The following is a 24,456-nucleotide window of genomic DNA, read 5'->3' on the forward strand; positions in this document are numbered from 1 at the left end:
CGCTGGTGCGTCACGGCCGGGACCGCGTTTCGAGGGGCGGCTCAGGCCTGCACTTCGCTGCGGTCACCGCTCCAGAGGGTGTGGAACTTGCCCTCCGCGTCGACCCGCTCGTAGGTGTGGGCGCCGAAGAAGTCCCGCTGCCCCTGGGTCAGGGCCGCCGGCAGCCGCTCGGCGCGCAGGGCGTCGTAGTAGGACAGCGACGATGCGAACGCCGGCACCGGGATACCCAGCAGCGTGGCGGTGGACACGACGCGGCGCCAGCTGTCGATGGCCGTCTCGATGGCGTCCCTGAAGTACGGGGCCAGGATCAGGCTCGGCAGCGCCGGGTTCTCGTCGTAGGCGTCCTTGATGCGGTTGAGGAACCGCGCACGGATGATGCAGCCGCCGCGCCAGATGGTCGCGAGGTCGGCGGGGTGCAGGTCCCAGTCGTATTCGGCGCTGCCGGCCGCGATCTGGTCGAATCCCTGCGCGTACGCCACGACCTTCGACGCGTACAGCGCCTGCCGGATGTCCTCGGTGAACTGTGCGGCGTCGGTCGGCTTGTCCGCGAGGACGCCGGAGGCGAGACCGACGGCCGCCTTGCGCTGTGCGCGCGAGCCGGACAGGGCGCGGGCGAACACCGCCTCGGCGATGCCGGTGACCGGGACCCCGAGGTCGAGCGCGGACTTGACGGTCCAGCGGCCGGTGCCCTTCTGCTCGGCGGCGTCGACGATCACGTCGACGAGGGCCTTGCCGGTCTTCGCGTCCTTCTGCTTCAGGACCTCGGCGGTGATCTCCACGAGGTAGCTCTCGAGGTCGCCGGCGTTCCATTCGGTGAACACGTCGGCGACCTGGTCGGCGTCGTAGCCGAGGGCGTCGCGGAACAGGTTGTATGCCTCGCCGATGAGCTGCATGTCGGCGTACTCGATGCCGTTGTGGACCATCTTCACGAAGTGCCCGGAGCCGTCGGGGCCGATGTGCGTGCAGCAGGGGGTCCCGTCGACCTGGGCGGCGATCGACTCGAGCAGAGGCCCGAGGGCCGCGTAGGACTCCTTCGGTCCGCCCGGCATGATCGACGGGCCGTTCAGCGCGCCCTCCTCGCCACCGGAGATGCCGGCGCCGACGAAGTGCAGGCCGCGATCCCGGAGGGACGCCTCGCGTCGGATCGTGTCCGTGTACAGGGCGTTGCCGCCGTCGATGATGATGTCACCGGTCTCCATCGCCGCGGCGAGTTCCTCGATGACGGCGTCGGTGGGGTCACCGGCCTTGACCATGATCAGCACGCGGCGCGGCTTCTGGAGCGCTGCCACGAACTCCTCGATCGTCTCCGTGCGGACGAAATCGCCCTCGCTGCCGTGCTCTTCGATGAGGGCGTCGGTCTTCGCGATGCTGCGGTTGTGCAGCGCGACGGTGTGACCGTGCCGGGCGAAGTTGCGGGCGATGTTCGAGCCCATGACGGCCAGTCCCGTGACGCCGATCTGGGCGCGGGCACCCTCAGTGTTGTCGATAGTCATGGATACAGCATTCCCTCTCGCTCGGCGGTAGTGAAATCGGCGGCTACGAACACCTCGACGACTAAGCCAAACACACGAAGGCCGGCCCTCGCACATGCGAGGGCCGGCCTTCGTGTCAGGTCAGCGGCGGATCAGCTGCGGCGCTCCCGCTGCGGTCCGTCGAAGCCGTCGTACGAACGACGTTCCGTGCGGCTGCGGAACCCGCCACCGGTCGATGCAGGACGGCGCTCGTCGCGTCGGTCGTCGCGGCGGTCGTCGCGGCGGAACCCGCCTGCGCCGCCGCGGTTGTCGCCGAAATCGCGGCGCGGGGCACCGCGGTCGAAGCTGCGCTCGCCGGATCCGCGGTGGCTGTCGCCGCGGTCACCGAAGTCGCGGCGCGGGGCGCCGGTGCCGCCTCCGTACTCGCGGCGGGGACCGCTGTCTCCGAAGTCGCGGCGCGGAGCCCGGTCACCGAACGAGCGGTTGTCGCGGTCACCGCGGTATCCGCCGCCGCGGTTGTCGCCGTCGCGCTGGGGACGCTCGCCCCGGTATCCGCCGGACCGGGTGTCCGTCTGGTCGCGGCGCGGGCCGCGACCCTCGAAGCCGCGCCCACCGGACGGACGATCGCCGTAGCTGCGCTCGCCGCGGTCGTTCCGGTTGCCGCGGTAGCCGCCGCCGTCGCGACCGGCGTATCCGCCCTCGCGGCGCGGTCCGCGGTCACCGAACTTGCGGTCGCCGCCGCGCTCGCTGCGGAAGTAGGTGTCGCGCACCGGTTCTCCGCTGGGCGCCTTGGCGCCGGTGATGCTGGCCAGCTTCTCCGAACCGGGGGTGACGGGCACGGCGGTGGCGTCGACGCCCGCCATCCCGGTCAGCCGGCGGAAGGTGCGCTTCTGGTTGGGGAGCACGATCGCGACGACGGTGCCCTTCTCGCCTGCGCGCGCCGTCCGGCCCGCCCGGTGCAGGTAATCCTTGTGGTCGGCCGGCGGGTCGACGTGCACGACCAGGTCGATGCCGTCGACGTGGATGCCGCGGGCGGCGACGTCGGTGGCGACGAGCACCGGGGTGCGGCCGTTCTTGAACCGTTCGAGGACGCGGGTGCGCTGGTTCTGCGCCTTGCCGCCGTGCAGTGCCTCGGCGGCGATCCCCACCGCGCGGAGGCGGTCGGTGATTCCCTCGCAGCCGAGCTTGGTGCGGGCGAACATGATCGTGCGGCCGCCCTCGCGGGCGCCGATCTCGGCGAGGACGTTGTCCTTCTGGCCGCGGTCGACGAGCAGCACGTAGTGCTCCATCGTGTCGACGCTGGCGCGACCATCCTCGGTGGAGTGCTGCACGTGGTCGGGCAGGAACTGGCGGACCAGCGACTGCACCTCACGGTCCAGGGTGGCCGAGAACAGCAGGCGCTGGCCGTCGGCGGGGGTCTCACCGAGGATGGAGCGAACCTCGGGCAGGAAGCCCATGTCGGCCATCTGATCGGCCTCGTCGAGCGCGGTGATCTCGATGGAGTCGAGGATGCAGGTGCCCTGACGCAGGTGGTCGCCGAGGCGGCCGGGGGTGGCGACGAGGATGTCGACGCCGCGGCGCAGCTGGTCGACCTGCTTGGTGAAGGGGGTGCCGCCGACGGCGGGGCGCACGGTCACACCCATGGCGCCCGCATACGAGTTGAGGGAGTCGACCACCTGGAACGCGAGTTCCCGGGTGGGCACCAGCACCAGCGCGCGGGGCCGCTTGGGCGCCGGCCGGTCCTCGTGGCGGGCGAGGCGGGTGAGCATCGGCAGACCGAACGCGAGGGTCTTGCCGGACCCGGTCTGTGCGCGGCCGAGGACGTTGGTGCCGGCCAGCGCGTCCGGGACGGCGAGCGCCTGGATGGGCGACGGGGTGGTGATGGAGTTACGGGCGAGGGCCTGCACCAGGGGTGCGGGCAGGCCGATCTCGGCGAACGTCACGGTGGCCGCGTCGGCTCCGGTGGCGGTCTGATCGGGGGTTTCGGTCTCGGCCTGCTCGAGTGGGGCAGACGTCGTCTGGACAGCGTTGGTCACGCAAATACCTCTCCGGGCATTAGGGCGCGTCGCGGAGCGGGGGCTGTCATGCAGCACGCACAAAGGGACGAGCCAGGGCACATGTCACCTGGTCAATCCATTCGCGGGAGTGCGGGGAATTGGGCTGTGTGCCGTTTCAGTGTTGATGGGCCGCAGTGGCGACCGCCGACCAGTGTACGCGACGGGGCACCCGGTTATCGAACCCGGCGGGCTGTGAGGTGGGCGACTATATGGCGCCGAACAGCCGACTCAGTTCGGTGAGCCAGGGGACGGCGACGGCGATGGTGGGGACCACGAGGATGGCAACGGACGCCGCGTAGGCGGCGAGAGCGACCGGGGCTCCCGCCTCCGAGGAGGCCAGCCGCTGCACCCGCAGCAGGGTGCTGGGACCGCCGGCGGCCATCGCCCCCTTCGGGGCGATCGACCCGGAACAGGCGACGAGGGCCCGGGCCAGCGCGGTCGGACCGGTGGCGCGGACGGCGGAATCGTCGGCCAGCATCTCCACCAGCAACTGCACCGATCCCAGCGCGGACTTGCTGCGCACCACGGTGGGGAACGCGGCATTGACGGCGGTGAACGCCTCGAGCACCAGGTCGTGGCGGGCCCGCAGGTGGGACCGCTCGTGCGTGAGGATCGCGGTGATCTCCGCGTCGTCGAGGTTGGTGAAGGTGCCCTGGCTCAGCACCACCCGCTGGCGCAGACCGGGCAGGCAGTAGGCGATGGGCTCGGTGACGTCGAGGACCCTCAGGTCCGGGGTGCGGGCGAGGGGGGACGTCGAGTCGCAGCGGTCGAGGAGGTCGACCAGCATGCGGTGCCGGGCGCGCCGGCGGCGGGTGCGGACCCCGACCTGCACGATCGCGAACATCAGTTTGGCGCCGACCAGCAGGGTGAGCGCGAAAACGACCACGTAGAGCAGCCACAGGGGCAGGCCCAGGGCGTCGATCTCGGCCACCGGTGCGGTGGTGGGGCGTCCGTCCGGGCCGGGAACGAGGAGCTGGCTGGCGATCGCGAGACCGGAACTGAACGCGGAGAGGACCGCGGCCAGGGCGATGGCCTGCCACAGCACGAGTGCGGCTCGGGGGGCGCGATGCGGCCATCGGGCACGGCTCAACAGCGCAGGGACCGGCCCTGCGAGAAGAAGTGCGAGTACTCCGAATACCAGCGCGGTGGTGGCGTCCATGTCCTACTCATCATGCATGACGAACGTCAGCCCGCGCGAACGGTTCCCGACTGATTGTCTCCGGCGGATCGTTCCTTGGCCTCGAGTGCGGCGAGCGCCTCGCGCAGCGCGTCGGCCTCGTCGGCGCCGACCTGGCCGACGAAGTGCACCAGTGCGGCAGCGCGACTGCCGGACTTGTCCGCCTGCTGCAGGGCGTCCACCATGAGGCTCGCGACCAGTTCTTCGCGCTGGTGCACCGGCAGGTACCGGTGGGCGCGGTCGTCGCGTTGCTGGATGACGAGGTGCTTCTTCGCCAGCCGCTGGAGCACCGTCATGACGGTCGTGTACGCGAGTTCACGGCGCGCCGCCAGTGCCTCGTGTACCTGCCGTACCGTCTGCGGTTCCGATGTGGACCACAGGTGATCCATCACTGCGCGTTCGAGTTCGCCGAGTCCAGCCATAAATCGATTCTACGGATACGACGACGCGGATACGTACTACTGGTAGTAGTAAAACTGTGCCACGGCGTGTGGTATTGGCCATAGTTCGAACGGGTGGATTACGGTCGGGTGGGCAGCGGCCGACCCGACGGGCAAGCTTTCGTTCTCGACATCGCGGAGAGTGGGTACCTGGGGGATGAAGACCGACGACAGTGCGGCAACGGGGCACGGTACGGCGGCCAGGGTCAGGGGACAGAGCGGGCGGGCACTGGAATGGGTGCGGGGGGCGCCGGTCAGCTTCTCGCTGCTCCTCGTGATCTGGATCCTCGCGATCGCCACGTCCAGCGTGATCGGCGGCCCCTCCCATGCGCTGTCCCAGCACGTCGCGATCGGTATCCGGGCGTTCCAGAACGGCTCGGTGTGGACGCTGCTGAGCGCCGGCCTGTGGGGCGACGACGTCCTCGCGTACCTGTCGACCACCGTCCTCGTCCTCGTGGCCGCGGCACCGCTGGAACGCCGCATGGGGTCGGCGCGGTTCGCGCTGGCCGCGGTCGCCACCCAGGTGCTGGGCGGGTTGCTGGCGCTGTCGGTTGCCGCGGCCGCGAAGGTCGTCGACGCGAACTGGGGCTTCCGGCTGCACGTGGGCATGGCGGTGGGCCCCAGCACGTGGATCGTCGGCGCCGCGATGGTGGCCAGCTCGAACATGGGCACCCTCTGGCGGCGGCGGATCCGCGTCGGTGTCTTCGCGTTCACGATCACCCTGGCCCTGTTCAGTGGATCGCTGCAGGACGTGGTCCGGCTCGCCGCGGCCGTCGTGGGTCTGGTGATCGGCCGGTGGATCGTCGGCCGGTCGGCGCGCGGTGAGCGGATCGCGGGCACCCAGCGGGAGGGCCGGGTGCTGGTCGCGATCGTCGTGGCGGCCAGTGCGATCGGGCCGATGATCGCCGCGCTGTCCGCGGAGGCCGTCGGTCCCCTCGCCGTGCTGCGCGACCTGTTCCGCGGCGTCCCGTACACCGCCGGCGAGGTGCGCGATCTGTGCGAGGTGTCGGCGACGGACCCCGAATGCCGGCGGGGACTGCTCGAACTCCGCCTGTCCGGGGTCGGCCCGACCCTGCTCAGTCTGATGCCGTCCCTGTTCCTGCTCACCCTCAGCGACGGCCTCCGACGGGGCCGTCGCTTCGCGTGGGTCGCGTCCGTGATCGCCCAGGTCATTCTGCTGGTGCTGTCGTTGCTCAACTTCGCGGTCCGGTTCGTCGACTCCCTGAACGAGGACTCCCTGTTCTACGGTCTGGCGGACCCGAACCTGTACCGGACGCTGGTTCCGTTCCTGACACCGCTGGCGATCCTGATCGTGCTGCTCGCCACCCGGCGGTTCTTCGACGTCGCGGCGCCGACCGGCACGTACCGGCGGCTGGCGGTCGTGCTGGTGTCGCTGCTCGCCGGTCTCGCCGTCTTCTATGTCCTCGGCGGATTGTGGGCGCGGAACGGGTTCGACCCGAGGCCCGGGTTCACGACGCTGCTCGCCGACTTCCCGGAGCGGCTGATCCCCCCCGTCTACCTGCAGTGGCTCGACCCCCGGCTGCTGCCGGTGAGCATTCCCGCGACGCTGCTGTACGAGTGGACCGGGGTGGTGTTCTGGGTGGCGCTGTGCGCACTGGTCGCTGCGACGTTCCTCAGCCCGGCCATCGGATCGGACTCGGCGGCCGCCGAACGCGCACGGGCCCTGCTGAAGTCGGGGAGCGGCAGTCCGCTGTCGTGGATGACGACGTGGCGCGGCAACAACTACTGGTTCTCGGCCGACGGCACCGGATACGTCGCGTACCGCGTCCTCGCCGGTGTGGCCCTCACCACCGGCGACCCGGTGGGCCCGCCGGACCGGTTGCGCGACAACGTCGAGCACTTCGCCGAATTCGCGTCCGCCAACGGGTGGATCCCGTGCTTCTACTCGGTGACCGGTGAGGTCCGCGACGTCACGGACGCCCTCGGCTGGAGCGGCATCCAGGTTGCCGAGGAGACGGTGCTGGACCTGGGCGGGATCGCGTTCACCGGCAAGCGGTTCCAGGACGTCCGCACCGCCCTGAACAAGGCGAAGAAGTCGGGGATCGCCGCGGAATGGGTCAGCTTCCCGAGCGCCCCGCGGGCGATCACCGACCAGATCACCGCGATCTCGGAGGAGTGGGTGGCGGACAAGGGCATGCCCGAGATGGGGTTCACGCTCGGTGGGCTCGACGAGGTAGACGATCCGGAGGTGCGCTGCCTGATCGCCGTCGACGAGGACCGCACCGTGCACGGGGTGACGTCCTGGCTGCCGGTGTACCAGGACGGACGGGTGGTGGGCTGGACCCTGGACTTCATGCGCCGCCGGGCCGAGGGGTTCCGTCCGGCGATGGAGTTCCTCATCGCGTCGGCGGCGCTGAAGCTGGAGGAGGAAGGGGCGCAGTTCTTGAGCCTGTCCGGTGCCCCCCTCGCCAAGGTCGAGCAGCCGGACGGCGATGCCGACGAGCGGGAGCGGTCGGAGTCGTCGAGCCTGTCGGCGGTGATGGACAGTGTGCTCGATCTGCTGGGCCGGACCCTGGAGCCGGTGTACGGGTTCCGGTCGCTGCTGGCGTTCAAGTCGAAGTTCCAGCCCCGGTACGTGGCGATGCACATGACGTTCGCCGACCCGGCCGCCCTGCCGAGCATCGGCAACGCCGTGGGCCGGGCGTATCTGCCGACGGTGTCGCTGGGGCAGAGCTTCCGGCTGGTGCGGACCATGATCGGCGGCCGCCGCTGACCGGCTACTACGTCGCGGGCCCGCCGACCGCGCCGTACACGTGGCGGGTGCCGATCGGCACCACCAGCGGGCGATCGGACACCGGGTCGGCGATGACCGCGGCCTCGAGCCCGAACACCTCGAGCAAGAGTTCGGCGGAGATGATTTCCTTCGGCGCCCCGGCCGCGACGATGGTGCCGTCCCGCATCACGATCAGCTGATCGCTGTAGCGAATCGCGAGGTTCAGGTCGTGCAGCACCATCACCACAGTGCGGCCCAGCTCCTCGTGCATCCGGTCGACCAGGTCGAGGACCTCGATCGAGTGCGCCAGGTCCAGGTAGGTGGTGGGTTCGTCGAGCAGCAGGATGTCGGTGCCCTGCGCGAGGGCCATCGAGATCCAGGCGCGCTGGCGCTGACCGCCCGACAGCTGGTCGACGGGGCGGTCGGCGAGGTCGGACACGCCGGTGAGGGCGAGTGCCTCGGCGACCTCGCCTTCGTCGTCGGACGACCACTGCCGGATCCACGACTGGTGCGGGTGCCGTCCGCGGGCGACCAGGTCGGCCACCGTGAGGCCCTCGGGGGCCACGGGCGCCTGTGGCAGCATGCCCAGCGTGCGGGCCACGTCCTTGGTGCGCATCGAGCCGATCGCCTTGCCGTCCAGCAGCACCGAGCCGTGCCGCGGTTTCAGCAGACGCCCCAGTGCGCGCAGCAGGGTGGACTTGCCGCAGCCGTTCGGGCCGATCACGGTGGTGATCACGCCGGTCTTCACCTCGAGGTCGAGGTTGTCGACGATGACCCGGTCGCCGTACCCGAGGCTCAGGTTGTCGGCGATCAGTCGAGCGTCAGTCTGCACGGTCATGCCGAGACCTTCCGATTGTTGCGCACCAGCAGATACAGCAGGAATGGGCCGCCGAGCGCCGAGGTGACGATGCCGACGGGCAGTTCGACGGGCAGGATCGTGCGGGCGACCACGTCGCTGCCCACTACCAGCACGGCGCCGGTCAGCGCGGACGCGATGAGCGGGGGGCCGGCGGAGCGGACCAGCCGCAGCGCCACCTGCGGCGCGGCGAGCGCCACGAAGCCGACCGGTCCGGCGGCCGCGGTCGCGATGCCGGCGAGGGCGACGGCCATGAGCAGCAGCCGTGCCTGCGACCACTGCAGCCGCACACCCAGCGACACCGCGTTGTCGTCGCCGAGCCGCAGGGCGCCCATCGTGAACGAGGAGATCACCGCGTAGCCGCCGACGAGGACGACGGCGATCGTCACGGGCCACACCTGGCTCCAGGCGGCGCCGTTGAGCGAGCCGTTGAGCCACACCTGCGCGCGGGAGGCGTCGTTGATGTCGGCGGAGATGAGCAGCCAGCCGGTGACCGCGATCAGCATGGCGTTGACGCCGATGCCGATGAGGATCAGCCGGTACCCCTCCACCCCGCCGCGCCACGCGAGGAGGTAGATCACCAGTGCGGTGAGGAGCCCGCCGAACAGGGCGGCCAGGGGGATGCCCAGGGTGGCGAGGATCCCGACGAAGCTTCCGCCACCGCCGAGGACGATCAGCGCGACCGCGGCGGCGCTGGCACCCGAGGTGATGCCGAGGATGTCGGGGCTGGCCAGCGCGTTGCGGGCGATCGACTGGGTGATGGCGCCGGCCAGTCCGAGGGCCATGCCGATGAACACCCCGGTCAGCGACCGGGGCAGCCGCAGATCCAGGACGATGAAGTTCTGCGCCTTCGTGCCACCGCCGAAGAGCACCCGCGTGACCTCGGGGATGGACAGCGGGTAGTCGCCGCGCCCGATGTTGAGGCACAGCACGAGGAACAGTGCCGCCAGCAGCGCTACGTTGACGGCGATGCCGAGTGGGCGCAGGACCAGGGAGATCGGCCCGAGCCGGAACGCGGGGCGCGACGGCACACGGGCCGGCGGCGTCGTCCGGGTGTCGGGGCGCACGTCGTCTCGAGTGCTCACAGGCTCGCCAACTTTCTGCGCCGGACCAACGCGATGAAGAACGGTGCCCCGAACACGGCCAGCACGATTCCCACCTGCAGTTCACCGGGCCGGACGACGACGCGTCCGATCACGTCGGCGGTCACGAGCATGACGCCGCCGAGGAGCCCGGCGTAGGGGACCAGCCAGCGGTAGTCGGGGCCGGTGATCGCCCGCGCGACGTGCGGGACCACGAGGCCGATGAAGGCGATCGGACCGCAGGCCGCGGTGGCGGCGCCGGTGAGCAGGGTGATGGCGACGATGCCGAGGGCGCGGCTCGCGGCGATGTTGGTGCCGAGGGACCGCGCCACGTCCTCGCCGAGGCTCAGGACGTTCAGCCCCGGCGTGCTGACCAGGGCGAGGATCAGCCCGACGATCAGGAACGGCAGCACCTGCCACAGCACGTCGAAGCCGCGTCCGGCGACGGAGCCGACCACCCAGAACCGGTAGGAGTCGAGGCTCGACTGGTCGACGATGATGATGGCGTTGGTCATCGCCTGCAGGAAGAAGGCGACGGCGGCGCCGGCCAGGGCCAGGCTGAGCGGACTCGCGGCGCCGTTCCCGATCGAGGACAGCCCGAACACGATCACGCTCGCGGCGAACGACCCGGCGAACGCGAACCACAGGTACTCGCTGGGTGCGCTGAACCCGAACAGGTACATCGACAGCACGACGAGGAACGCGGCGCCGGCGTTGAGGCCGAGCAGTCCGGCGTCGGCGAGCGGGTTGCGGGTGTGTCCCTGGATGAGGGCGCCGGCGACACCGAGCGCCATCCCGACGACGAGGCCGAGCGCGGTGCGCGGACCGCGGAGTGTGCGGACGATGATGTCGGTCTGCGAGCCGTCCGGCTGGAACAGTGCGTGGAAGATCTCCGCGAACGACAGCGGCCGGGCCCCGACCGCGACGCTGGCGAGCAGCACCAGGGCGAGCAGGATCACGAGGACACCCAGCCCGACGAGGCGGCGTCGGCGGATCGCCGCGACGCTCACGTCCTTCTGGCGGACGGCGAATCCCTCGTCGTTGGCGGTGTTCTCGCGCACGACCTCGGTTCCGGACCGCCGGAACACCCGCCGCAGCGACCGTGCCGGTCCGATCGCGTCGTGGGTGTGGGTGTCGCGGGTGACCAGACCCACCCAGCCCTTGCCCGAACTCTGTCCGGTGTTGCCTTCGCGGAATCCGCGGTTCCACAGGGCGAGGCCCGCCGCGATCGCGACGGCGGCGCCGCCGAACACGACCCGGTCGGCCTGCCCGCCGCCGTTTTCGTCGCGGAGGGAGTCGACGATGTACCACCCGAGAACGAGTGGGATGGCCACGATCCCGAGGTCGAGCAGTCCCGCGAGTGCCCGCAGATATCGCGGGGCGGGACCGCGCGGGACGTCGCGCTTTCCGTAGGGCTCGTCGGTCGGCAGGTGCGGGATGTCGCTGCCGAACTGTCTCGTCGTCGTCACTGGCGGGGAAAGCTCCTGACGTGTGTGCACGGGCACCGGATCTGCACTGATTCAACTACTTAGGTTACGGAACCCTATCTCTGATGCCACATCCGGCGGGGGATCCCCACCGCCGCGGTCGGCAGGGGTGCCTCACGTCACATGACGTCAAGGCTTGATATTTGGTTAGGCTCACCTATGTTTGGTGGTGTTCCATCCCGACCGATTGGAGTGCACGGTGACCTCGACCCTGTCCGCCCCCGCGACCGCACTGGACGTGTCCTGCACACGACTTCGCGCACTGAACGTCGAATATCCGCGCATGTACGCGGTCGCGACGATGGCGGACGAGGGTAAACGCCGGTGGTGGTCGCTCGCCGACGACCTCGACGGCGACCGGGTGTCCCGGATGTGGGCGCGTTCGCTCGAGGACGTCCCCGACCCGGACGTCGCCGCGATGCAGGTGGCGACCGCGCTCATCCACGCGGTGGTCGGGCGCGTCACCGCACTCGTCGTGCTGGAGGGGCGTGCCTGGGATCCCGGGCTCGAGAATCTGTGGATCCACATGGACAGCGACGAGGGAATCGACTGGGCGGGCGTCGCCGACGACACCATGCGCGTCCTGCCCGACGACCCCTACGCCGGCGCGCCCCGGACGGTCACGGTGCCGTGCGAGCGGGCCCTGCTGCTGTGGACGGTGCACCGCAGTCTCACGTCCCTGCATGCGGTGTTCGACGCGATCGCCCGGCTGACGCCGATCGACGCGACCCGCTTCTGGGGGCTCGTGGGGGAGGCCGTGCTCGGGGCCGCGACGTACGTGCCGATCCTCGCCGGCGGCGGCGAGGCCGCCGCGCAACGCCGCGGTCAGGGGATCCTGGACGCGTTCGTGGCCGCCGGGGTGCCGGTCCGGTCGAAGGGCCGGGTGACGCGCTCGCACTGCGGTCGTCTCGGGCAGGTACGGAAGCGCTTGCAAAATTAGGGCAGCCTTGCCTATACTTCTGGCAGGCGGGTCGAGTAGGACCCGCCGAGAACCGAACTACCGGACCGAACCGGAGTCCTGAGGGCTGCAGAGACTCCGAGGTCCATCCCACGGCGGGCCTCACGCTGCACAGCGTGAGGCCCGCCGATCTTTTTGCCCACCTGCCGTTCCCGCTGCCAGCCGGGTCGTGTAGGCAGGAGATCGGGTGCGCCGCGAGAGCGCACAGTGATCCGATGGAGAGTGTGATGGTGGGTTCCGGGGAACAGCAGGCATCGAACGGTGACGGTCAGGTCGACACCGCTGGAGTGGCCGAACAACTGGGCAAGGGATTCGACGCCCTCATCGGACTGGAATACACCGAACTGACTCCCGACCGCGTACGGGCGCACTGGACGGTCACCCCCGACCTGCAGCAGCCCGCCGGAATCCAGCACGGCGGCGTGTACTGCTCCGTCATCGAATCGGTGGCCAGCACGGCGGGGACCGTGTGGCTCGGCGGGCGCGGCCACGTGGTGGGGGTCAACAACAACACCGATTTCCTCCGCGCCACCCGGGAGGGAACACTCACCGCCGAGGCCAGCCCCGTCCACCGCGGCCGCACCCAGCAATTGTGGGAGGTCCGGATCACCGACGAACAGGATCGTCTCGTCTCCAAGGGGCAGGTCCGGCTGGCGAATATCACCGACACCGGCCGCCTCGGGAACTGACCGCCACGACGACGGAGGGGACGGACCACCGGTCCGTCCCCTCCTCATCTCACGTCATGCGCGTCGCAGCGTCACCCCGCGGCTTTCCGCTGCGCGCCGCCGGACGGCTTCTCGGCGATCTCTTTCTCCCGTTCGTGCCGCTCCAGCTGTTCCATCGCGTTGCGGGCGAACACCCACTGCTCGGTGGACGCCATCTGCGCCCGTCCCCGGCCGAGGAAGGTGACCGTCCACGACAGCAGGGTGGACAGGCGGCTGCGGAAGCCGACCAGATACATGAGGTGGATCGCCAGCCAGGCCACCCATCCGATGAATCCGCTGATCTCGAGCTTGCCGACCTTGGCCACCGCGCTGAACCGCGAGATGGTGGCCATGCTGCCCTTGTCGAAATACTTGAACGGCGGCCGGTCCTCCGGCTTCCCGCCGCGCAGGCCCGCCTTGATCTGCGTGGCCGCGTATTTGCCGCCCTGCATCGCGACCTGCGCCAGGCCCGGCAGCTTGTCGAGCGACATCATGTCGCCGATGACGAAGACGTCGGGGTGGCCGGGCACGGAGAGGTCCGGCCGGACCATGACCCGCCCGGCCCGGTCGATCTCCGCGTCGGACTGGTCGGCGATCTGCTTGCCCAGCGGGCTGGCCTGCACACCGGCCGACCACACCTTGCACTGCGACTCGATCCGCCGGTGGGTGCCGTCCTTGTCCTTGACGACGAGACCGTCGACGTCGACGTCGGTGACCATCGCCCCGAGCTGGATCTCGACGCCGAGCTTCTCCAGCTGCTCGCGCGCCTTGCGGCTCAGTTTTCCGCCGTACACGGGCAGGACGTGGTCGGCGCCGTCGAGCAGGATCACCCGGGCCTCCCGCGGATCGATGTTGCGGAACGCCCCCGACAGGGTGCGGCGCGACAGTTCCGCGATCTGGCCGGCGAGTTCCACACCGGTCGGTCCCGCGCCGACGACCACGAACGTGAGGAGCCGGGCCCGCTCGGCGGGGTCGGCGGACAGCTCGGCCTGCTCGAACGCGCCGAGGATCCGGCCGCGGAGTTCGAGTGCGTCGTCGATCGTCTTCATGCCCGGCGCGAACTCGGAGAAGTGATCGTTGCCGAAGTATGACTGGCCGGCGCCGGCGGCGACGATGAGGCTGTCGTAGGGGGTGACCGTGGTGCGATCCAGGAACCGGGAGGTGATCGTCTTCGCCTCGAGATCGATCTTCTCGACATCGCCGAGCAGCACCTGCGTGTTCTTCTGCTTCCGCAGCACGAGGCGGGTGGCGGGGGCGATGTCGCCGACGGAGAGGATGCCGGTCGCCACCTGGTACAGCAGCGGCTGGAACAGATGGTGAGTGGTGCGCGCGATCATGGTGATGTCGACATCGGCGTTCTTCAGCGCCTGTGTGCCGAACAACCCACCGAAGCCGGATCCAATGACCACGACGCGATGGCGGCGTGACTCAACCGACTGGATACTCATTCCGTGCTCCTCGAAAAATAGGCGACTCCTGTCACGGTAGTCGCCTTGTTCCCGACCGTCTCAGTAAGCCCGGCTTCGGCACGTCCGCACGGCAGAATCGATCCAGAAACCGAGAGATGCCCGCGACGGACGGAAGGCGGGTGGCTCCGCCGTGGGAACCACCCGCCTTCCGGTGCGTACGCGGCTATTTCGCCCCGCCGATCCGCTTCCGCCGCGGGGGCGTACCGGTGGTGTCCGGCGGAATGAAATCCGATTTGATCGAGAACACGAACAGTGCCGACACCCCCACCACGACGACAAGAATGGTGAGGACTACGACCACGTAGCCGAAACCGACACCGATTGCTGTCAAGTCCATCAGACCTACCTCCTCAGTCGCTGCTCACGCTACTGCGGAGGGTAGCCGCTGTCACCGCGTCGGCGGGGAAGAACGATCGTCGCCGGCCTTCTCCGCGCCGTCAGGTGAGGTGGTCGAACTCTCCGGTCACCCACGCGCAGTGCCGGCCGGCGGAGTAGGCGAGCGCGTCGTGGCCGTTGCTGTCGATCACGTTGTCGAAGTTGCCGATGATGCGGTCGAACTCGAGGTGGGACAACTGGTCCGCGATGCGCCGCACCACCGCCGCGGACAGCGGCAACCGGTTCGGGTAGGACCGCAGGAAGGACACGGTGCGGCGGTCCGGGTTGGGGAACACGCCGTCCCCGGTCAGGAGGACGCCGCGGCCGTCGGCGCCGGCTCGCCAGTGCGCGACCGCGCTGCCGGGGAAGTGTCCGCCGATCTGGTGGAGGGTGAGTCCCGGCGCCACCTCGTGGGTGCCCGACCAGAACTCGACCGGCCCGTCGGCTCGCGCCAGCCAGGAGCGGTCCGCCTCGGCCACCAGGATGGGCACGTCGCCGAGCGCCCTCGACCATTGTGTCTGGACGCCGAACATGTGCGGGTGGCTGCCGGCGACGGCGATCACCGGGCCGTGCGCGGCGACGGCCTCGACGGCGGCGGCGTCGACGAAACCGATCGGATCCCACAACAGCGACCCGGCGGGGGTGCGGACGACGAGCGACTGCTGACCGATCGCGGTCTTCGGCTCGATGTACAGGCCGAACAGGCCCGGCTCGACCTCGTGCTCGACCGCCCGGTGCCCCGCACCGGCCAGTGTCTCCACGGTGGTCCACTCCTGACCGCCCAGCGGAATGTACTGGCGTTCGTCCGCGCAGATCGCGCATTCGTCGGGGAGTGGAGTGTTCGGGTCCTGTTCGACGCCGCACGTGGCACAGAGATGAAATAGCACCCCTCGATCATGCATGCTCACGGCACGCCCAGGAGCCGCAATCCGGAAGCCGTGGCGGCCGCCGACAGGACGATGACGACGAAAGGCGCCTTCCGCCAAGCGAGTAGGCCCGCGACGACGACGCCGGTGGGACGCGCCACTCCGGCGAGTTCGTGCCCCTCCGTGAGTGCCGTCGTGCCCACGAGCGCGGTGAGCAGGACCACCGCGGCGGTTGCCATGGTCCGTTCCACCCAGGGCCTCGCGGCGAGCCGGGTCCGCAGCATCGGGCCGGCGAACCGGAAGGCGAACGTGCCCGCGGCGAGCGTCCCGACCGACCCGAGCAGGACGAGTTGCCCGTTCACCGGAGTATCCTCCGGCGAGCACCGGCGAGCAGCCCCACCAATGCCGCGAGCACCGGGAGCCCGGCGGGCAGGAGGGGAGTGGCCGCCAGTGCGACGGCGCCGCCGATCAGTGCCGGTACCCGCACGTCCCGATCGCGCAGCGCGGGCAGTGCCAGTGCCAGCAGCACCGCCGGGAACATCGCGTCCAGGCCCAGCGTTGCGGGGTCGCCGAGCGCGTTGCCCGCCGCCGCGCCGACCAGGGCGCCGAGTGGCCAGCACACCGCGATCCCCACCCCGCACGCCCAGTACGCGGCGCGGCGGCGGGCCGGGTCCGGCTGACCGAGCGCGAACACGACCGATTCGTCGTTCATCAGGTGGCTGCCGGCGACCCGGCGCAGACCCCGGCCCAGCACGTCGCCGACCGCCAGACCGAACGGCAGGTGGCGCGCGTTCACCAGCAGTCCGGCGATCGCCGCCGCGATCGGGCTTCCCCCTGCAGCGACGATGCCGACGAACAGGAACTCGGCCGATCCGGCCAGCACCAGCACCGACAGCGCCACGGGAAGCCACGGGTCCAGCCCGGAGCCGACCGCGATCGCGCCGTAGGACATGCCGACGAGGCCGTCGGCCAGGCATACCAGCGCGATGTTCCGGAGGACCGGCCTTCCGAGTGTTCGCTGTATCGAACGCATGACTTCTATACTGAACACAACACCTTCGTTCGTCAAGACGAACGTGATGACCGAAATAATGAACACGGCTCCGGAAAGGGCAATCATGGCGGCGACATCCCCCCTGGGATACATCGGACCCTCGCTGCGCCGCGAACGCGAACGGTCGGGCCTGTCCCTGACCGAGGTCGCCCGCCGCGCCGGGGTCGCGAAATCCACTCTGTCCCAACTGGAATCGGGTGGCGGCAACCCGAGCGTCGAAACCCTGTGGGCGCTGTGCGTCGCGCTGGACGTGCCGATGTCGCAACTGCTGGACCCGCCGCGCCCGCGCGTCCAGGTCATCCGGGCCGACGAGGGACCGGAACTGGTGTCCGACCGGGCCGACTACCGCGCCACGCTCGTCGCGTCCTGCCCTCCGTCCGCCCGCCGGGACCTGTATCGCCTCGCCGTGGAACCGGGCCCCGGCCGGGAATCCGAACCCCACATGCCCGGTGTCGTCGAACACGTGATCCTCAGCGCCGGGCGCGCGCTCGTCGGCGTGGCCGACAACCCCGTCGAACTCGGGCCCGGCGACTACATCGCCTACCCCGGCGACGTGGCGCACGTGTTCGAGGCGCTGGAGCCGGGAACCCGAGCGGTGCTGGTGTCCGAACACAACTGACCGGTGATGTTCGGGAAATTTCTGCGTGCGGAGTGTCGATTCGGAAGGGTGACGATCGTATAGGAGGTGAGAGTCGGCCACAGCACGTTCCCGAAGAGCCGACGAACTCGATCCGAGGAGGAGCTCGAGATGACCCAGTACCTGTTGAGCGTGTACCAGCCCGACGGCCCCGCCCCTGAACCCGACGTCCTCGCGAAGATCGGCGACGACCTCGCCGCCCTCAACCAGGAAATGGTGTCCGCCGGGGCGTGGGTGTTCAGCGGGGGACTGTGCGCCCCCACCACCGCGACCGTTCTGCGGGCGCGGGGCGGCGACGTGCTCGTCACCGACGGCCCCTACACGGAGGGGAAGGAGCATCTCGGCGGATTCACCATCGTCGACGCCCCCGACCTGGACGCGGCGTTGGAGTGGGGCCGCAAACTCACCCGGGCGACGACCCTGCCGATCGAGGTTCGCCCGTTCGATCATCACGCCGGAGTCGGCGGCTGACGTGACCGCGTCCGCCGACGTCGAACACGTGTTCCGGGAGGAACACGGCCGGGCGGTGTCCGTCCTGGTCGGTGTCTTCGGCGACATCGACATCGCCGAGGAGGCCGTCCAGGACGCGTTCGCGGAGGCGGTGCAGCGCTGGCCGTCGTCCGGACTGCCACCGAGCCCCGCCGGATGGATCATCACCACCGCCCGGCGGCGGGCGATCGATCGGCTCCGCCGCGACGCGTCCCGGCACGACCGCCACGCGCAGGCCGCCCTGCTGCATGCCGACGAGGAACTCGTGGAGGAGGGAGTCGTGTCCGACGACCGGCTACGCCTGATCTTCACGTGCTGCCACCCGTCGCTGGCGCCCGCCGCGCAGGTCGCCCTGACCCTCCGGCTACTGGGCGGACTCGGCACCGCGGAGATCGCGCGGGCGTTTCTCGTCCCCGAGCCGACGATGGCGCAGCGCCTCGTCCGGGCCAAGGGGAAGATCCGGGACGCCCGCATCCCGTACCGCGTGCCGGGCGAGGCCGAACTCCCGGACCGTCTCCGTGCCGTCCTGGCCGTCGTCTACCTCATCTTCAACGAGGGGTACGCGGCCAGCTCGGGGGATGGGCTGACGCGGGCGGACCTGTGCGCGGAGGCCATCCGCCTCGGCCGGCTCCTGACCGCGCTGATGCCCGACGAGCCCGAGGCCACCGGACTGCTGGCGTTGATGTTGCTGGTCGACTCGCGACGCGCCGCCCGCACCGACGGCGACGGACGGCTCGTCCTCCTCACCGATCAGGACCGCGGCCGGTGGGACCGCGATCTGGTCGCCGAGGGGCAGTCGCTGGTGCGGGAGTGCCTGCGACGGAACCGTCCCGGGCAGTATCAGATTCAGGCGGCGATCAATGCCGTCCACAGCGACGCGCCCACCGCGGCCGGCACCGACTGGGGCCAGATCCTGCAGCTCTACGACCAGTTGCTGTCGATGGCGCCGACTCCGGTGGTCGCGCTGCACCGGGCGGTCGCGGTCGCCGAGGTCCGGGGACCCGCGGACGGGCTGGCGCTCGTCGAACAGCTCGACCTCGACCGGTACCACCCCTACCACGCGGTCCGGGCCGATCTGCTGCGCCGTCTCGGACGCCGCGGCGACGCGGCCCGTGCGTACGACGCGGCGATCGAGCACACCGACAACGCCGCCGAACGCGAATTCCTGCGAGCGCAGCGCGCCGCGCTCGGGTGACCCGCCCGCCGATCAGAGACCGAGACCCAGACCGAGACCGGGTGGCAGGCACACCGACCCGAAACAGGTCTCGGTGCGCACCGTCACGGGAAGTGGTTGCGCGGTAGCGGCTTTCGCGTAGGCGGTCTCGGGCAGCGGGGATGAACCCCACACCTCGTCGCCGGGTCCGGCGTTCTCGCCGCAGATCCAATGGATCAGGTAGTCGCCGTCGGGCACCGCCTCGAACACGAACTCGCGCGGTCCCGGGGCGATCACCACATTGGAGGCATGGAACACCGCGACCGACTCCGGGTCGACGATGTCGTCCGCCGCGTGCAGCCCACCCAATCCGCACACGATGTCCTCGCCGGTGGCGTTGGTGATCGTCGTCGTCACGGTGCTCCCTGCCACCGCCGCGGTCAGCGCCACATCGGCCGGGTCCGCGGCCGATGTGGCGCGGCGAGGAGGAGGACGAGAGGGCCTGCGGCGATCAGAGCGCCCACGACCCGTCGCATGCATGCCATCGTCGCCGAACCTCCGCTCTGCGGGTAACACCCCGAACTCGGAGTGGTGATACCCGCCGTGGGCGCGGATAAACGGCGCGGACGGTCAGCTGTGTTGTCGCGTCACCTCGGTCACCGAGGCCAGGAGTGCGTCGATGTCCGATGCGTCGTGTGCGAAGGACGTCACGAACCGTACGACTCCTGTGCCCCAGCGGTCGTCGTAGAAGGCGTACCCCCGCGCCTTGAGATCGGCCGAGAGGTACTCGGGGAAGTGGCAGAACAGAATGTTGGCACCGCTCTTGCTCAGAATCGTCACGCCCGGCAGTTCGGCGAGGCCGTCGCGCAGTCGTGACGCCATGGCGTTCGCGTGACGCGCATTGTCCAGCCAGAGGTCGTCGTCGAGGTAGGCGCCGAGCTGCGCTGTCTGGAAGCGCATCTTGGACGTGAGCTGACCCGCGCGTTTGTGGCGGTAGCGCAATTCGGTGGCGAGCCCGCTGTCGAACGAGATCACGGCGTCGGCGGTCATGGCGCCGTTCTTCGTGGCGCCGAACGACAGAACGTCCACTCCGGCCTTCCAGCTCATGTCGGCCGGTGTCGCCCCGATCGCCGTCAGGGCGTTGGCGAACCGAGCACCGTCCATGTGCACCCGGAGACCCGCCTCGTGGGCGATCGACGACAGTTCCGCGAGTTCGTTCAGGCTGTAGACGCTACCGGCCTCGGTTGCCTGCGTGAGGCTGACGACGGAGGGCTGCACGCTGTGGACGTCCCCCCGACGCCGCCCCACCGCTGCGCGGAGCAGGTCAGGATCGAGCTTGGAATCCGGGCCGTCCACGAGGATCGATCTCGCACCGTTGGTGAAGAATTCCGGCGCCCCGGCCTCGTCGTTGTTGATGTGCGAATCGGGGTGCGACAGGACGGCACCCCACGGCGGCGTCAGAGCGGCCAACGCGAGTCCGTTCGCCGCCGACCCGGTGCCGACGGGGAAGACGTCGACGTGATGGTCGAAGACGTCGGCGAACTTCGCCCGCACCGACGCCGACAGGTCGTCGTTGCCGTACGGCGCGGCCAGGCCCTCGGCCGCGGACGTCATCGCGGCCAGGATCTGAGGGGACGCGCCCGCCGCGTTGTCGCTGAGGTAGCCCCGCAAGGGGGTGACGGTCGTGGTCATGAAGCCCTTTCAATTCGGAACCGGGACAATGAACGTCACCGTCAGGTCGACCGGTTCGTCCGACGTGACGTACACGTGCGGTGCGTCGCCGGCAAAGGCCAGGAGGTCGCCCGGTCCCAGCGTCGTGGGGTCGTCGACCGGTCCCGCGCGGAGGTGGCCGGACGACACATAGAGCTGCTCGACGGTGCCGTCCGCGTGGGGCAGACCCGTGCTGGAATGGTTCGCCGGTAGGCGCATCCGCCAAATTTCGACCGAATGCCCGCCGCTGATCCTGCGGAGCAGTTCCCGCTTCACCTCGCCCGACTCGACGTCGGTTCCCGGCAGGTGGATCGGCCCCGGATCCCGTTCGCCGGTGATGAGGTCGGTGAGCGGAATTCTCAGTGCCACCGCCAGCGAATCCAGTGTGGTGATCGTCGGGTTTCCGGTGCCCGATTCGAGCCCCGACAGGGTCGCCTTGCTGATCCCCGCACGGCGCGCGAGCTCCGCGGCGGTCATTCCCCGCTGGGTTCGGCGCATCACGATCTGCTCGCCGATGGCGGCGCATCTGTCGTTCACCGACTGCCCCTCCGCTACGGGCATACTCCACACCTCGATCCGAGTAACATCGTTCGATAGATTGAACTATTCGTTCAGCATAGGGAACCGTTGGTGTGCGGGCAAGCGGTCTCGCCACGCCGCCGCTCCGCAGGGGGCCGAGCCGGCAAGACACTCGCCGCGCAGCGAGTCGTGGGTTCTGTTTAGCCGCCGACAGCTGGGGTATCGCGGGGGGAGGCGCTCGAGTGATTCCGGAGCACCGAGAGCGCTCAGGTTGTGCTGGTTCAGACCTGAGAGCCAGCGCAGCCGGCGCTCTGCGTCAGGGTGACGCGGACCGTGACCTGTTTGTTTGCCGTTCTATTTGTCGTGCTGTCGGCGCACCATCTCGGTGATCCAGATGGGCGCGAACGGTGACGTGCAGTTCGGGGGTGTCGGGTAGTCCTCGAGCACCCCCAGCCGCTCACCGATGTCGATCGCGCGGGCGCGGTGCTCGGCGTGCTCGATTCCGATCTGGGCCAGGCAGTGGTTCATCGCCCACTGCAGGCGATCCGGGGCGTCCTTCATCTCTGCCTCGATGATGTCGAGCAGCCCCGCGAGGTCGAGACCGTCGGGTTTCTTCGCCACCCGCTCGGTGGTCAGCGCCCAACCGGCACTCGCCACCACGGGATCCGGGTCGGCGGACCATGCCACGCGCAGCTCTTCGGCGTGCGGGTTCTTCTTCACGACGTAGTTGACGAGCCAGTCGTGCACCTTCGGGGTGCGCGCCTGGCGCAGCATCGTGTCCAACTCGTCACGCTCGAACGCCTTCGGGCGGCAGATCAGGATCGCCAGAAGCTTCGCCGCGGTGTCGTCGGTCTCCCACAGCGCGCGGGCGAGTTCCTGCTGAGTCTTCAACCGCTTGGCGAGGGCGCGCAGCTTGCTGAGGTTCACCCCGTGGTCGTCACCGTGCTTCTCGTTCACCGCGCGCGACTTCGGGTCTTCGAGTTCGCCCAGCTCGGCCATCACGTCGGCGACCGTCGTTCCGGTCTGCGTCGTCTCCGCCACGTCGGCCTCCTGCCTCTCGGTCCGACTCAGCGTACGACGGCTCCGGAGGATGACGATGACCTACCACGACCGATCAGACTTTCGGGGGACGATCGGGGACGAGAAGTGCGCCGATGTCGGTGCCGATGGGGACGGCGTTGTCGGTGTCGGCGTTGGCTTTCGGGCCCAGTGTGCAGTAGACGACGATGGTCGTGTCGGTTTTCGTGTCGTAGAACGCGACGCCGTTGTAGCCACCGAATGCCGGGTTCATGTAGAGCCAGTCGTCGATGTGGACGACCCCGAACGCGAAGTACTTCTGCGGCGTCAGTGGTCCCAGACCGGCGGTCTTGGGCGCCATCATTTCGGTGAACTGCTCGGCCGAGAGCAGTGTGCCTGCGGCGAGGGCACGCACCCACACGGCGACGTCGGAGAGGGTGGAGTTCATGTTGCCGCTGTTGAGGAATGCGGTGGGGTTCCAGAACGTGGAGTCCTCGAAGACGCCGCGTTCATTGGTGTAGCCGTGCAGTGTCGGCTGTGTCATCTGGGGCGTGAGCACGACGTCGCTGCTCTTCATGCCGAGCGGATCGAGGATGCGCTGCTCGATGAGGTCGCCGAGGGGCTTGCCGGTGGCCTTCTCCAGGACCACGCCGAGCAGGCACAGGTCGCTGTGGGCGTAGGCCCAACTGGTGCCGGGCTCGAACAGCGGCGGCCGCGAGTTGGCCAGGTCGAAGATCTGCTGCGCGGTGAAACCCGCCATCGGGTTGGCGTAGAACTCTTTCAGGAATTCGGGGTTGGTCACGTAGTCGGAGATGCCCGTGGTGCCGTTCGCGAGCATCCTCGGGGTGATCTTGTCGGCGCGGGGGAAGTCGGGGACCCATTCGGCGATCGGCTTGTCGAGGGGGACGACGCCGTCCTTGTCGAGTTGCAGCAGCACCGTCGACAGCATCGGTTCCATCGGCTGGCCCACCCGCAGCTGCATATCCGACGTTGCGGGCACCCCGATCGGAGATCCGCCGAGTGCGCCCACGGCGATCTGCTCGTCGCCGCGCCACGCACCGAAGACGGCGGAGGTGAGGTCGAGCGCGGTCATCTTCTCGCGGACGATCTCTTCGATCTTCGCGGCGTCGGGGGATTGCGGGGTGGGCGACGCGGTTCCGCCGCCGCTGCTGTCCTCCGATCCGCAGGACAGGGTGGCGAATCCGATGGCGACGGCGAGCGCGGCAGAGGCGGCGCGGTGCATCCAGGGGTGAGTCGGCTTCCTCATGACGGACGATCCCTTCGAGCGGGAATCTTGCGGGAGCAGCGATACGAGAATCTACCGTCGAAGCCCCGGCGTGGGAGGCGAATGGCAGGGTGCCACACCCCCGTGGCGCGTCAGTGGTGGTGGCCGTGCCGGCCGAGGGTCTCCACCGGGATCGCGTCGGGGCGAGTCCACTGCGGCACGGGGCGGCTGGTCGGGCCCCAGTTGGCGTTGCCGTCCGCATCCGTGCGCCAGTACCAGCAGATGGGGGCGCCGTGCCCGCCGACCGGCGCGCCCGCCCGAGGTGCCTCCGGCCAGCCCTCCGGGTTGTCCTCCCACCCCTCGCGGCGGCCGTAGGGCGTCATGTCGAGCAGTCCCAGGGAACCGTTGACCGGCTCGTTGCCCCGGCCCGTCGTGGAGTAGGTGAGGAATGCACGGTCGCCGTCGCGCAGGAAGCAGGTGATGGAACCCATGCTGTCGCCGACCGGCGCGTCCACGTCGCGCACCGAGTACCAGGGCTCCGTGTAGCCCATGAACTCGACGTAGGAGGCCACCTCGTCGGGACGGCCCGTGGTCAGGACGGCGAACGAGACGCCGCGGGCGTTGAGGTAGACGGCGTCCTTCACGTGCCAGGCCGTGGTGGTGCAGCCCTCGCACTGTCCCTGGTGCGGCGCGCCGTCGTACCACAGGTGTTTGTAGACGACGAGCTCCTCGCGGCCCTGGAAAAGGTCCAGGAAGGGGACCGGACTGTCGGGCCCGACCACCTCGACCCTCCCGTCGAACTCCACCATCGGCAGCCGGCGGCGGGCCGCGGCGAGTGCGTCACCCTCACGGGTGTGGGCCTTTTCGCGGACCAGCAGCGCGTCCCGCGCGGTCTGCCAGGTGGCGAGGTCGACGATCGGCGGGCGACCGGGCAATGCGGTGGTCGGGTCGTTCGGCGGCGTGGTCGTCATC

24 protein-coding genes are annotated in these 24,456 nt (G+C 69.7%); 6 read left to right on the top strand and 18 right to left on the bottom strand.

Going from position 1 to position 24,456, the window contains the following annotated elements; genetic code table 11:
- Positions 1-41: 41 nt before the first annotated feature.
- The 4 genes from gndA to ACFTWF_RS02460 all read right to left on the bottom strand — a co-directional run bounded on the left by gndA (position 42) and on the right by ACFTWF_RS02460 (position 5,128).
- Positions 42-1,493: an NADP-dependent phosphogluconate dehydrogenase gene (gene gndA / locus ACFTWF_RS02445; RefSeq protein ID WP_378459672.1), complete on the bottom strand. Its 1,452-nt coding sequence runs from the start codon at positions 1,491-1,493 to the stop codon at positions 42-44.
- Between the two features lie 131 nt (positions 1,494-1,624).
- Complete coding sequence (locus tag ACFTWF_RS02450) at positions 1,625-3,508, bottom strand: DEAD/DEAH box helicase (RefSeq protein WP_378459673.1); 1,884 nt, start codon at positions 3,506-3,508, stop codon at positions 1,625-1,627.
- A 226-nt stretch (positions 3,509-3,734) separates the two neighbouring features.
- Complete coding sequence (locus ACFTWF_RS02455) at positions 3,735-4,688, bottom strand: M56 family metallopeptidase (RefSeq protein WP_378459674.1); 954 nt, start codon at positions 4,686-4,688, stop codon at positions 3,735-3,737.
- 26 nt (positions 4,689-4,714) lie between these two features.
- Positions 4,715-5,128 (bottom strand): BlaI/MecI/CopY family transcriptional regulator, encoded by a 414-nt coding sequence (locus tag ACFTWF_RS02460; protein ID WP_073366722.1) that lies wholly within the window; start codon positions 5,126-5,128, stop codon positions 4,715-4,717.
- A gap of 175 nt (positions 5,129-5,303) precedes the next feature.
- Between ACFTWF_RS02460 and ACFTWF_RS02465 the strand changes: the two genes are divergently transcribed.
- Entirely contained in the window at positions 5,304-7,880 is a 2,577-nt protein-coding gene (locus ACFTWF_RS02465; RefSeq protein ID WP_378459675.1) for a bifunctional lysylphosphatidylglycerol flippase/synthetase MprF, read from the top strand.
- 7 nt (positions 7,881-7,887) lie between these two features.
- On the opposite strand, the gene ACFTWF_RS02470 is transcribed toward ACFTWF_RS02465, so the two are convergent.
- Genes ACFTWF_RS02470 through ACFTWF_RS02480 form a run of 3 tightly spaced genes read right to left on the bottom strand, consistent with a single transcriptional unit; the run spans position 7,888 to position 11,287 of the window.
- Positions 7,888-8,718 carry an ABC transporter ATP-binding protein gene (locus ACFTWF_RS02470; RefSeq protein WP_378459676.1) on the bottom strand — a complete coding sequence of 277 codons (831 nt, stop codon included), beginning with the start codon at positions 8,716-8,718 and terminating at the stop codon, positions 7,888-7,890.
- Positions 8,715-9,821, bottom strand: a complete 1,107-nt coding sequence (locus tag ACFTWF_RS02475; protein ID WP_378459677.1) for a FecCD family ABC transporter permease — start codon at positions 9,819-9,821, stop codon at positions 8,715-8,717. Before ACFTWF_RS02475 ends, ACFTWF_RS02470 begins: the two co-directional genes overlap by 4 nt.
- On the bottom strand, positions 9,818-11,287 hold the full coding sequence (locus ACFTWF_RS02480; RefSeq protein WP_378459678.1) for a FecCD family ABC transporter permease: 1,470 nt from the start codon (positions 11,285-11,287) through the stop codon (positions 9,818-9,820). The genes ACFTWF_RS02475 and ACFTWF_RS02480 overlap by 4 nt, the downstream gene beginning before the upstream one ends.
- A gap of 184 nt (positions 11,288-11,471) precedes the next feature.
- On the opposite strand from ACFTWF_RS02480, the gene ACFTWF_RS02485 reads away from it, so the two are divergent.
- Complete coding sequence (locus tag ACFTWF_RS02485; RefSeq protein ID WP_378459679.1) at positions 11,472-12,245, top strand: hypothetical protein; 774 nt, start codon at positions 11,472-11,474, stop codon at positions 12,243-12,245.
- Between the two features lie 245 nt (positions 12,246-12,490).
- Positions 12,491-12,952 (top strand): PaaI family thioesterase, encoded by a 462-nt coding sequence (locus ACFTWF_RS02490; RefSeq protein WP_378459680.1) that lies wholly within the window; start codon positions 12,491-12,493, stop codon positions 12,950-12,952.
- A 71-nt stretch (positions 12,953-13,023) separates the two neighbouring features.
- On the opposite strand, the gene ACFTWF_RS02495 is transcribed toward ACFTWF_RS02490, so the two are convergent.
- The 5 genes from ACFTWF_RS02495 to ACFTWF_RS02515 all read right to left on the bottom strand — a co-directional run bounded on the left by ACFTWF_RS02495 (position 13,024) and on the right by ACFTWF_RS02515 (position 16,713).
- On the bottom strand, positions 13,024-14,418 hold the full coding sequence (locus ACFTWF_RS02495) for an NAD(P)/FAD-dependent oxidoreductase (RefSeq protein WP_378459681.1): 1,395 nt from the start codon (positions 14,416-14,418) through the stop codon (positions 13,024-13,026).
- A 184-nt stretch (positions 14,419-14,602) separates the two neighbouring features.
- Complete coding sequence (locus tag ACFTWF_RS02500; protein WP_378459682.1) at positions 14,603-14,776, bottom strand: adenylate cyclase; 174 nt, start codon at positions 14,774-14,776, stop codon at positions 14,603-14,605.
- A 100-nt stretch (positions 14,777-14,876) separates the two neighbouring features.
- A complete protein-coding gene (locus tag ACFTWF_RS02505; RefSeq protein ID WP_378459683.1) occupies positions 14,877-15,701 on the bottom strand; it encodes an MBL fold metallo-hydrolase in 825 nt (274 codons plus the stop codon).
- Positions 15,702-15,718: 17 nt separating this feature from the next.
- Positions 15,719-16,042 (bottom strand): AzlD domain-containing protein, encoded by a 324-nt coding sequence (locus ACFTWF_RS02510; RefSeq protein WP_378459684.1) that lies wholly within the window; start codon positions 16,040-16,042, stop codon positions 15,719-15,721.
- Entirely contained in the window at positions 16,039-16,713 is a 675-nt protein-coding gene (locus ACFTWF_RS02515) for an AzlC family ABC transporter permease (protein ID WP_378459685.1), read from the bottom strand. Before ACFTWF_RS02515 ends, ACFTWF_RS02510 begins: the two co-directional genes overlap by 4 nt.
- Before the next feature lie 85 nt (positions 16,714-16,798).
- On the opposite strand from ACFTWF_RS02515, the gene ACFTWF_RS02520 reads away from it, so the two are divergent.
- The 3 genes from ACFTWF_RS02520 (at position 16,799) to ACFTWF_RS02530 (ending at position 19,055) form a co-directional block, all read left to right on the top strand.
- A complete protein-coding gene (locus ACFTWF_RS02520) occupies positions 16,799-17,353 on the top strand; it encodes a helix-turn-helix domain-containing protein (RefSeq protein WP_378459686.1) in 555 nt (184 codons plus the stop codon).
- A gap of 129 nt (positions 17,354-17,482) precedes the next feature.
- Entirely contained in the window at positions 17,483-17,842 is a 360-nt protein-coding gene (locus tag ACFTWF_RS02525) for a YciI family protein (RefSeq protein ID WP_378459687.1), read from the top strand.
- Between the two features lies 1 nt (position 17,843).
- A complete protein-coding gene (locus tag ACFTWF_RS02530) occupies positions 17,844-19,055 on the top strand; it encodes an RNA polymerase sigma factor (RefSeq protein WP_378459688.1) in 1,212 nt (403 codons plus the stop codon).
- A 12-nt stretch (positions 19,056-19,067) separates the two neighbouring features.
- On the opposite strand, the gene ACFTWF_RS02535 is transcribed toward ACFTWF_RS02530, so the two are convergent.
- The 6 genes from ACFTWF_RS02535 to ACFTWF_RS02560 form a co-directional block, all read right to left on the bottom strand.
- Positions 19,068-19,430, bottom strand: coding sequence for a hypothetical protein (locus tag ACFTWF_RS02535; RefSeq protein WP_378459689.1), 363 nt, complete (start codon positions 19,428-19,430; stop codon positions 19,068-19,070).
- Positions 19,431-19,643: 213 nt separating this feature from the next.
- Positions 19,644-20,705, bottom strand: coding sequence for a threonine aldolase family protein (locus ACFTWF_RS02540; protein WP_378459690.1), 1,062 nt, complete (start codon positions 20,703-20,705; stop codon positions 19,644-19,646).
- Between the two features lie 9 nt (positions 20,706-20,714).
- Positions 20,715-21,284 carry a helix-turn-helix domain-containing protein gene (locus ACFTWF_RS02545; protein ID WP_378459691.1) on the bottom strand — a complete coding sequence of 190 codons (570 nt, stop codon included), beginning with the start codon at positions 21,282-21,284 and terminating at the stop codon, positions 20,715-20,717.
- A 312-nt stretch (positions 21,285-21,596) separates the two neighbouring features.
- Complete coding sequence (locus ACFTWF_RS02550; RefSeq protein ID WP_378459692.1) at positions 21,597-22,283, bottom strand: DNA alkylation repair protein; 687 nt, start codon at positions 22,281-22,283, stop codon at positions 21,597-21,599.
- 73 nt (positions 22,284-22,356) lie between these two features.
- A complete protein-coding gene (locus ACFTWF_RS02555; RefSeq protein WP_378459693.1) occupies positions 22,357-23,526 on the bottom strand; it encodes a serine hydrolase domain-containing protein in 1,170 nt (389 codons plus the stop codon).
- A 110-nt stretch (positions 23,527-23,636) separates the two neighbouring features.
- Positions 23,637-24,455 (bottom strand): DUF899 family protein, encoded by an 819-nt coding sequence (locus tag ACFTWF_RS02560; protein WP_378459694.1) that lies wholly within the window; start codon positions 24,453-24,455, stop codon positions 23,637-23,639.
- Position 24,456 lies beyond the last annotated feature (1 nt).

It is taken from the genome of Rhodococcus sp. NPDC056960, assembly GCF_042674125.1.
Classification (GTDB): Bacteria; Actinomycetota; Actinomycetes; order Mycobacteriales; family Mycobacteriaceae; genus Rhodococcus_F.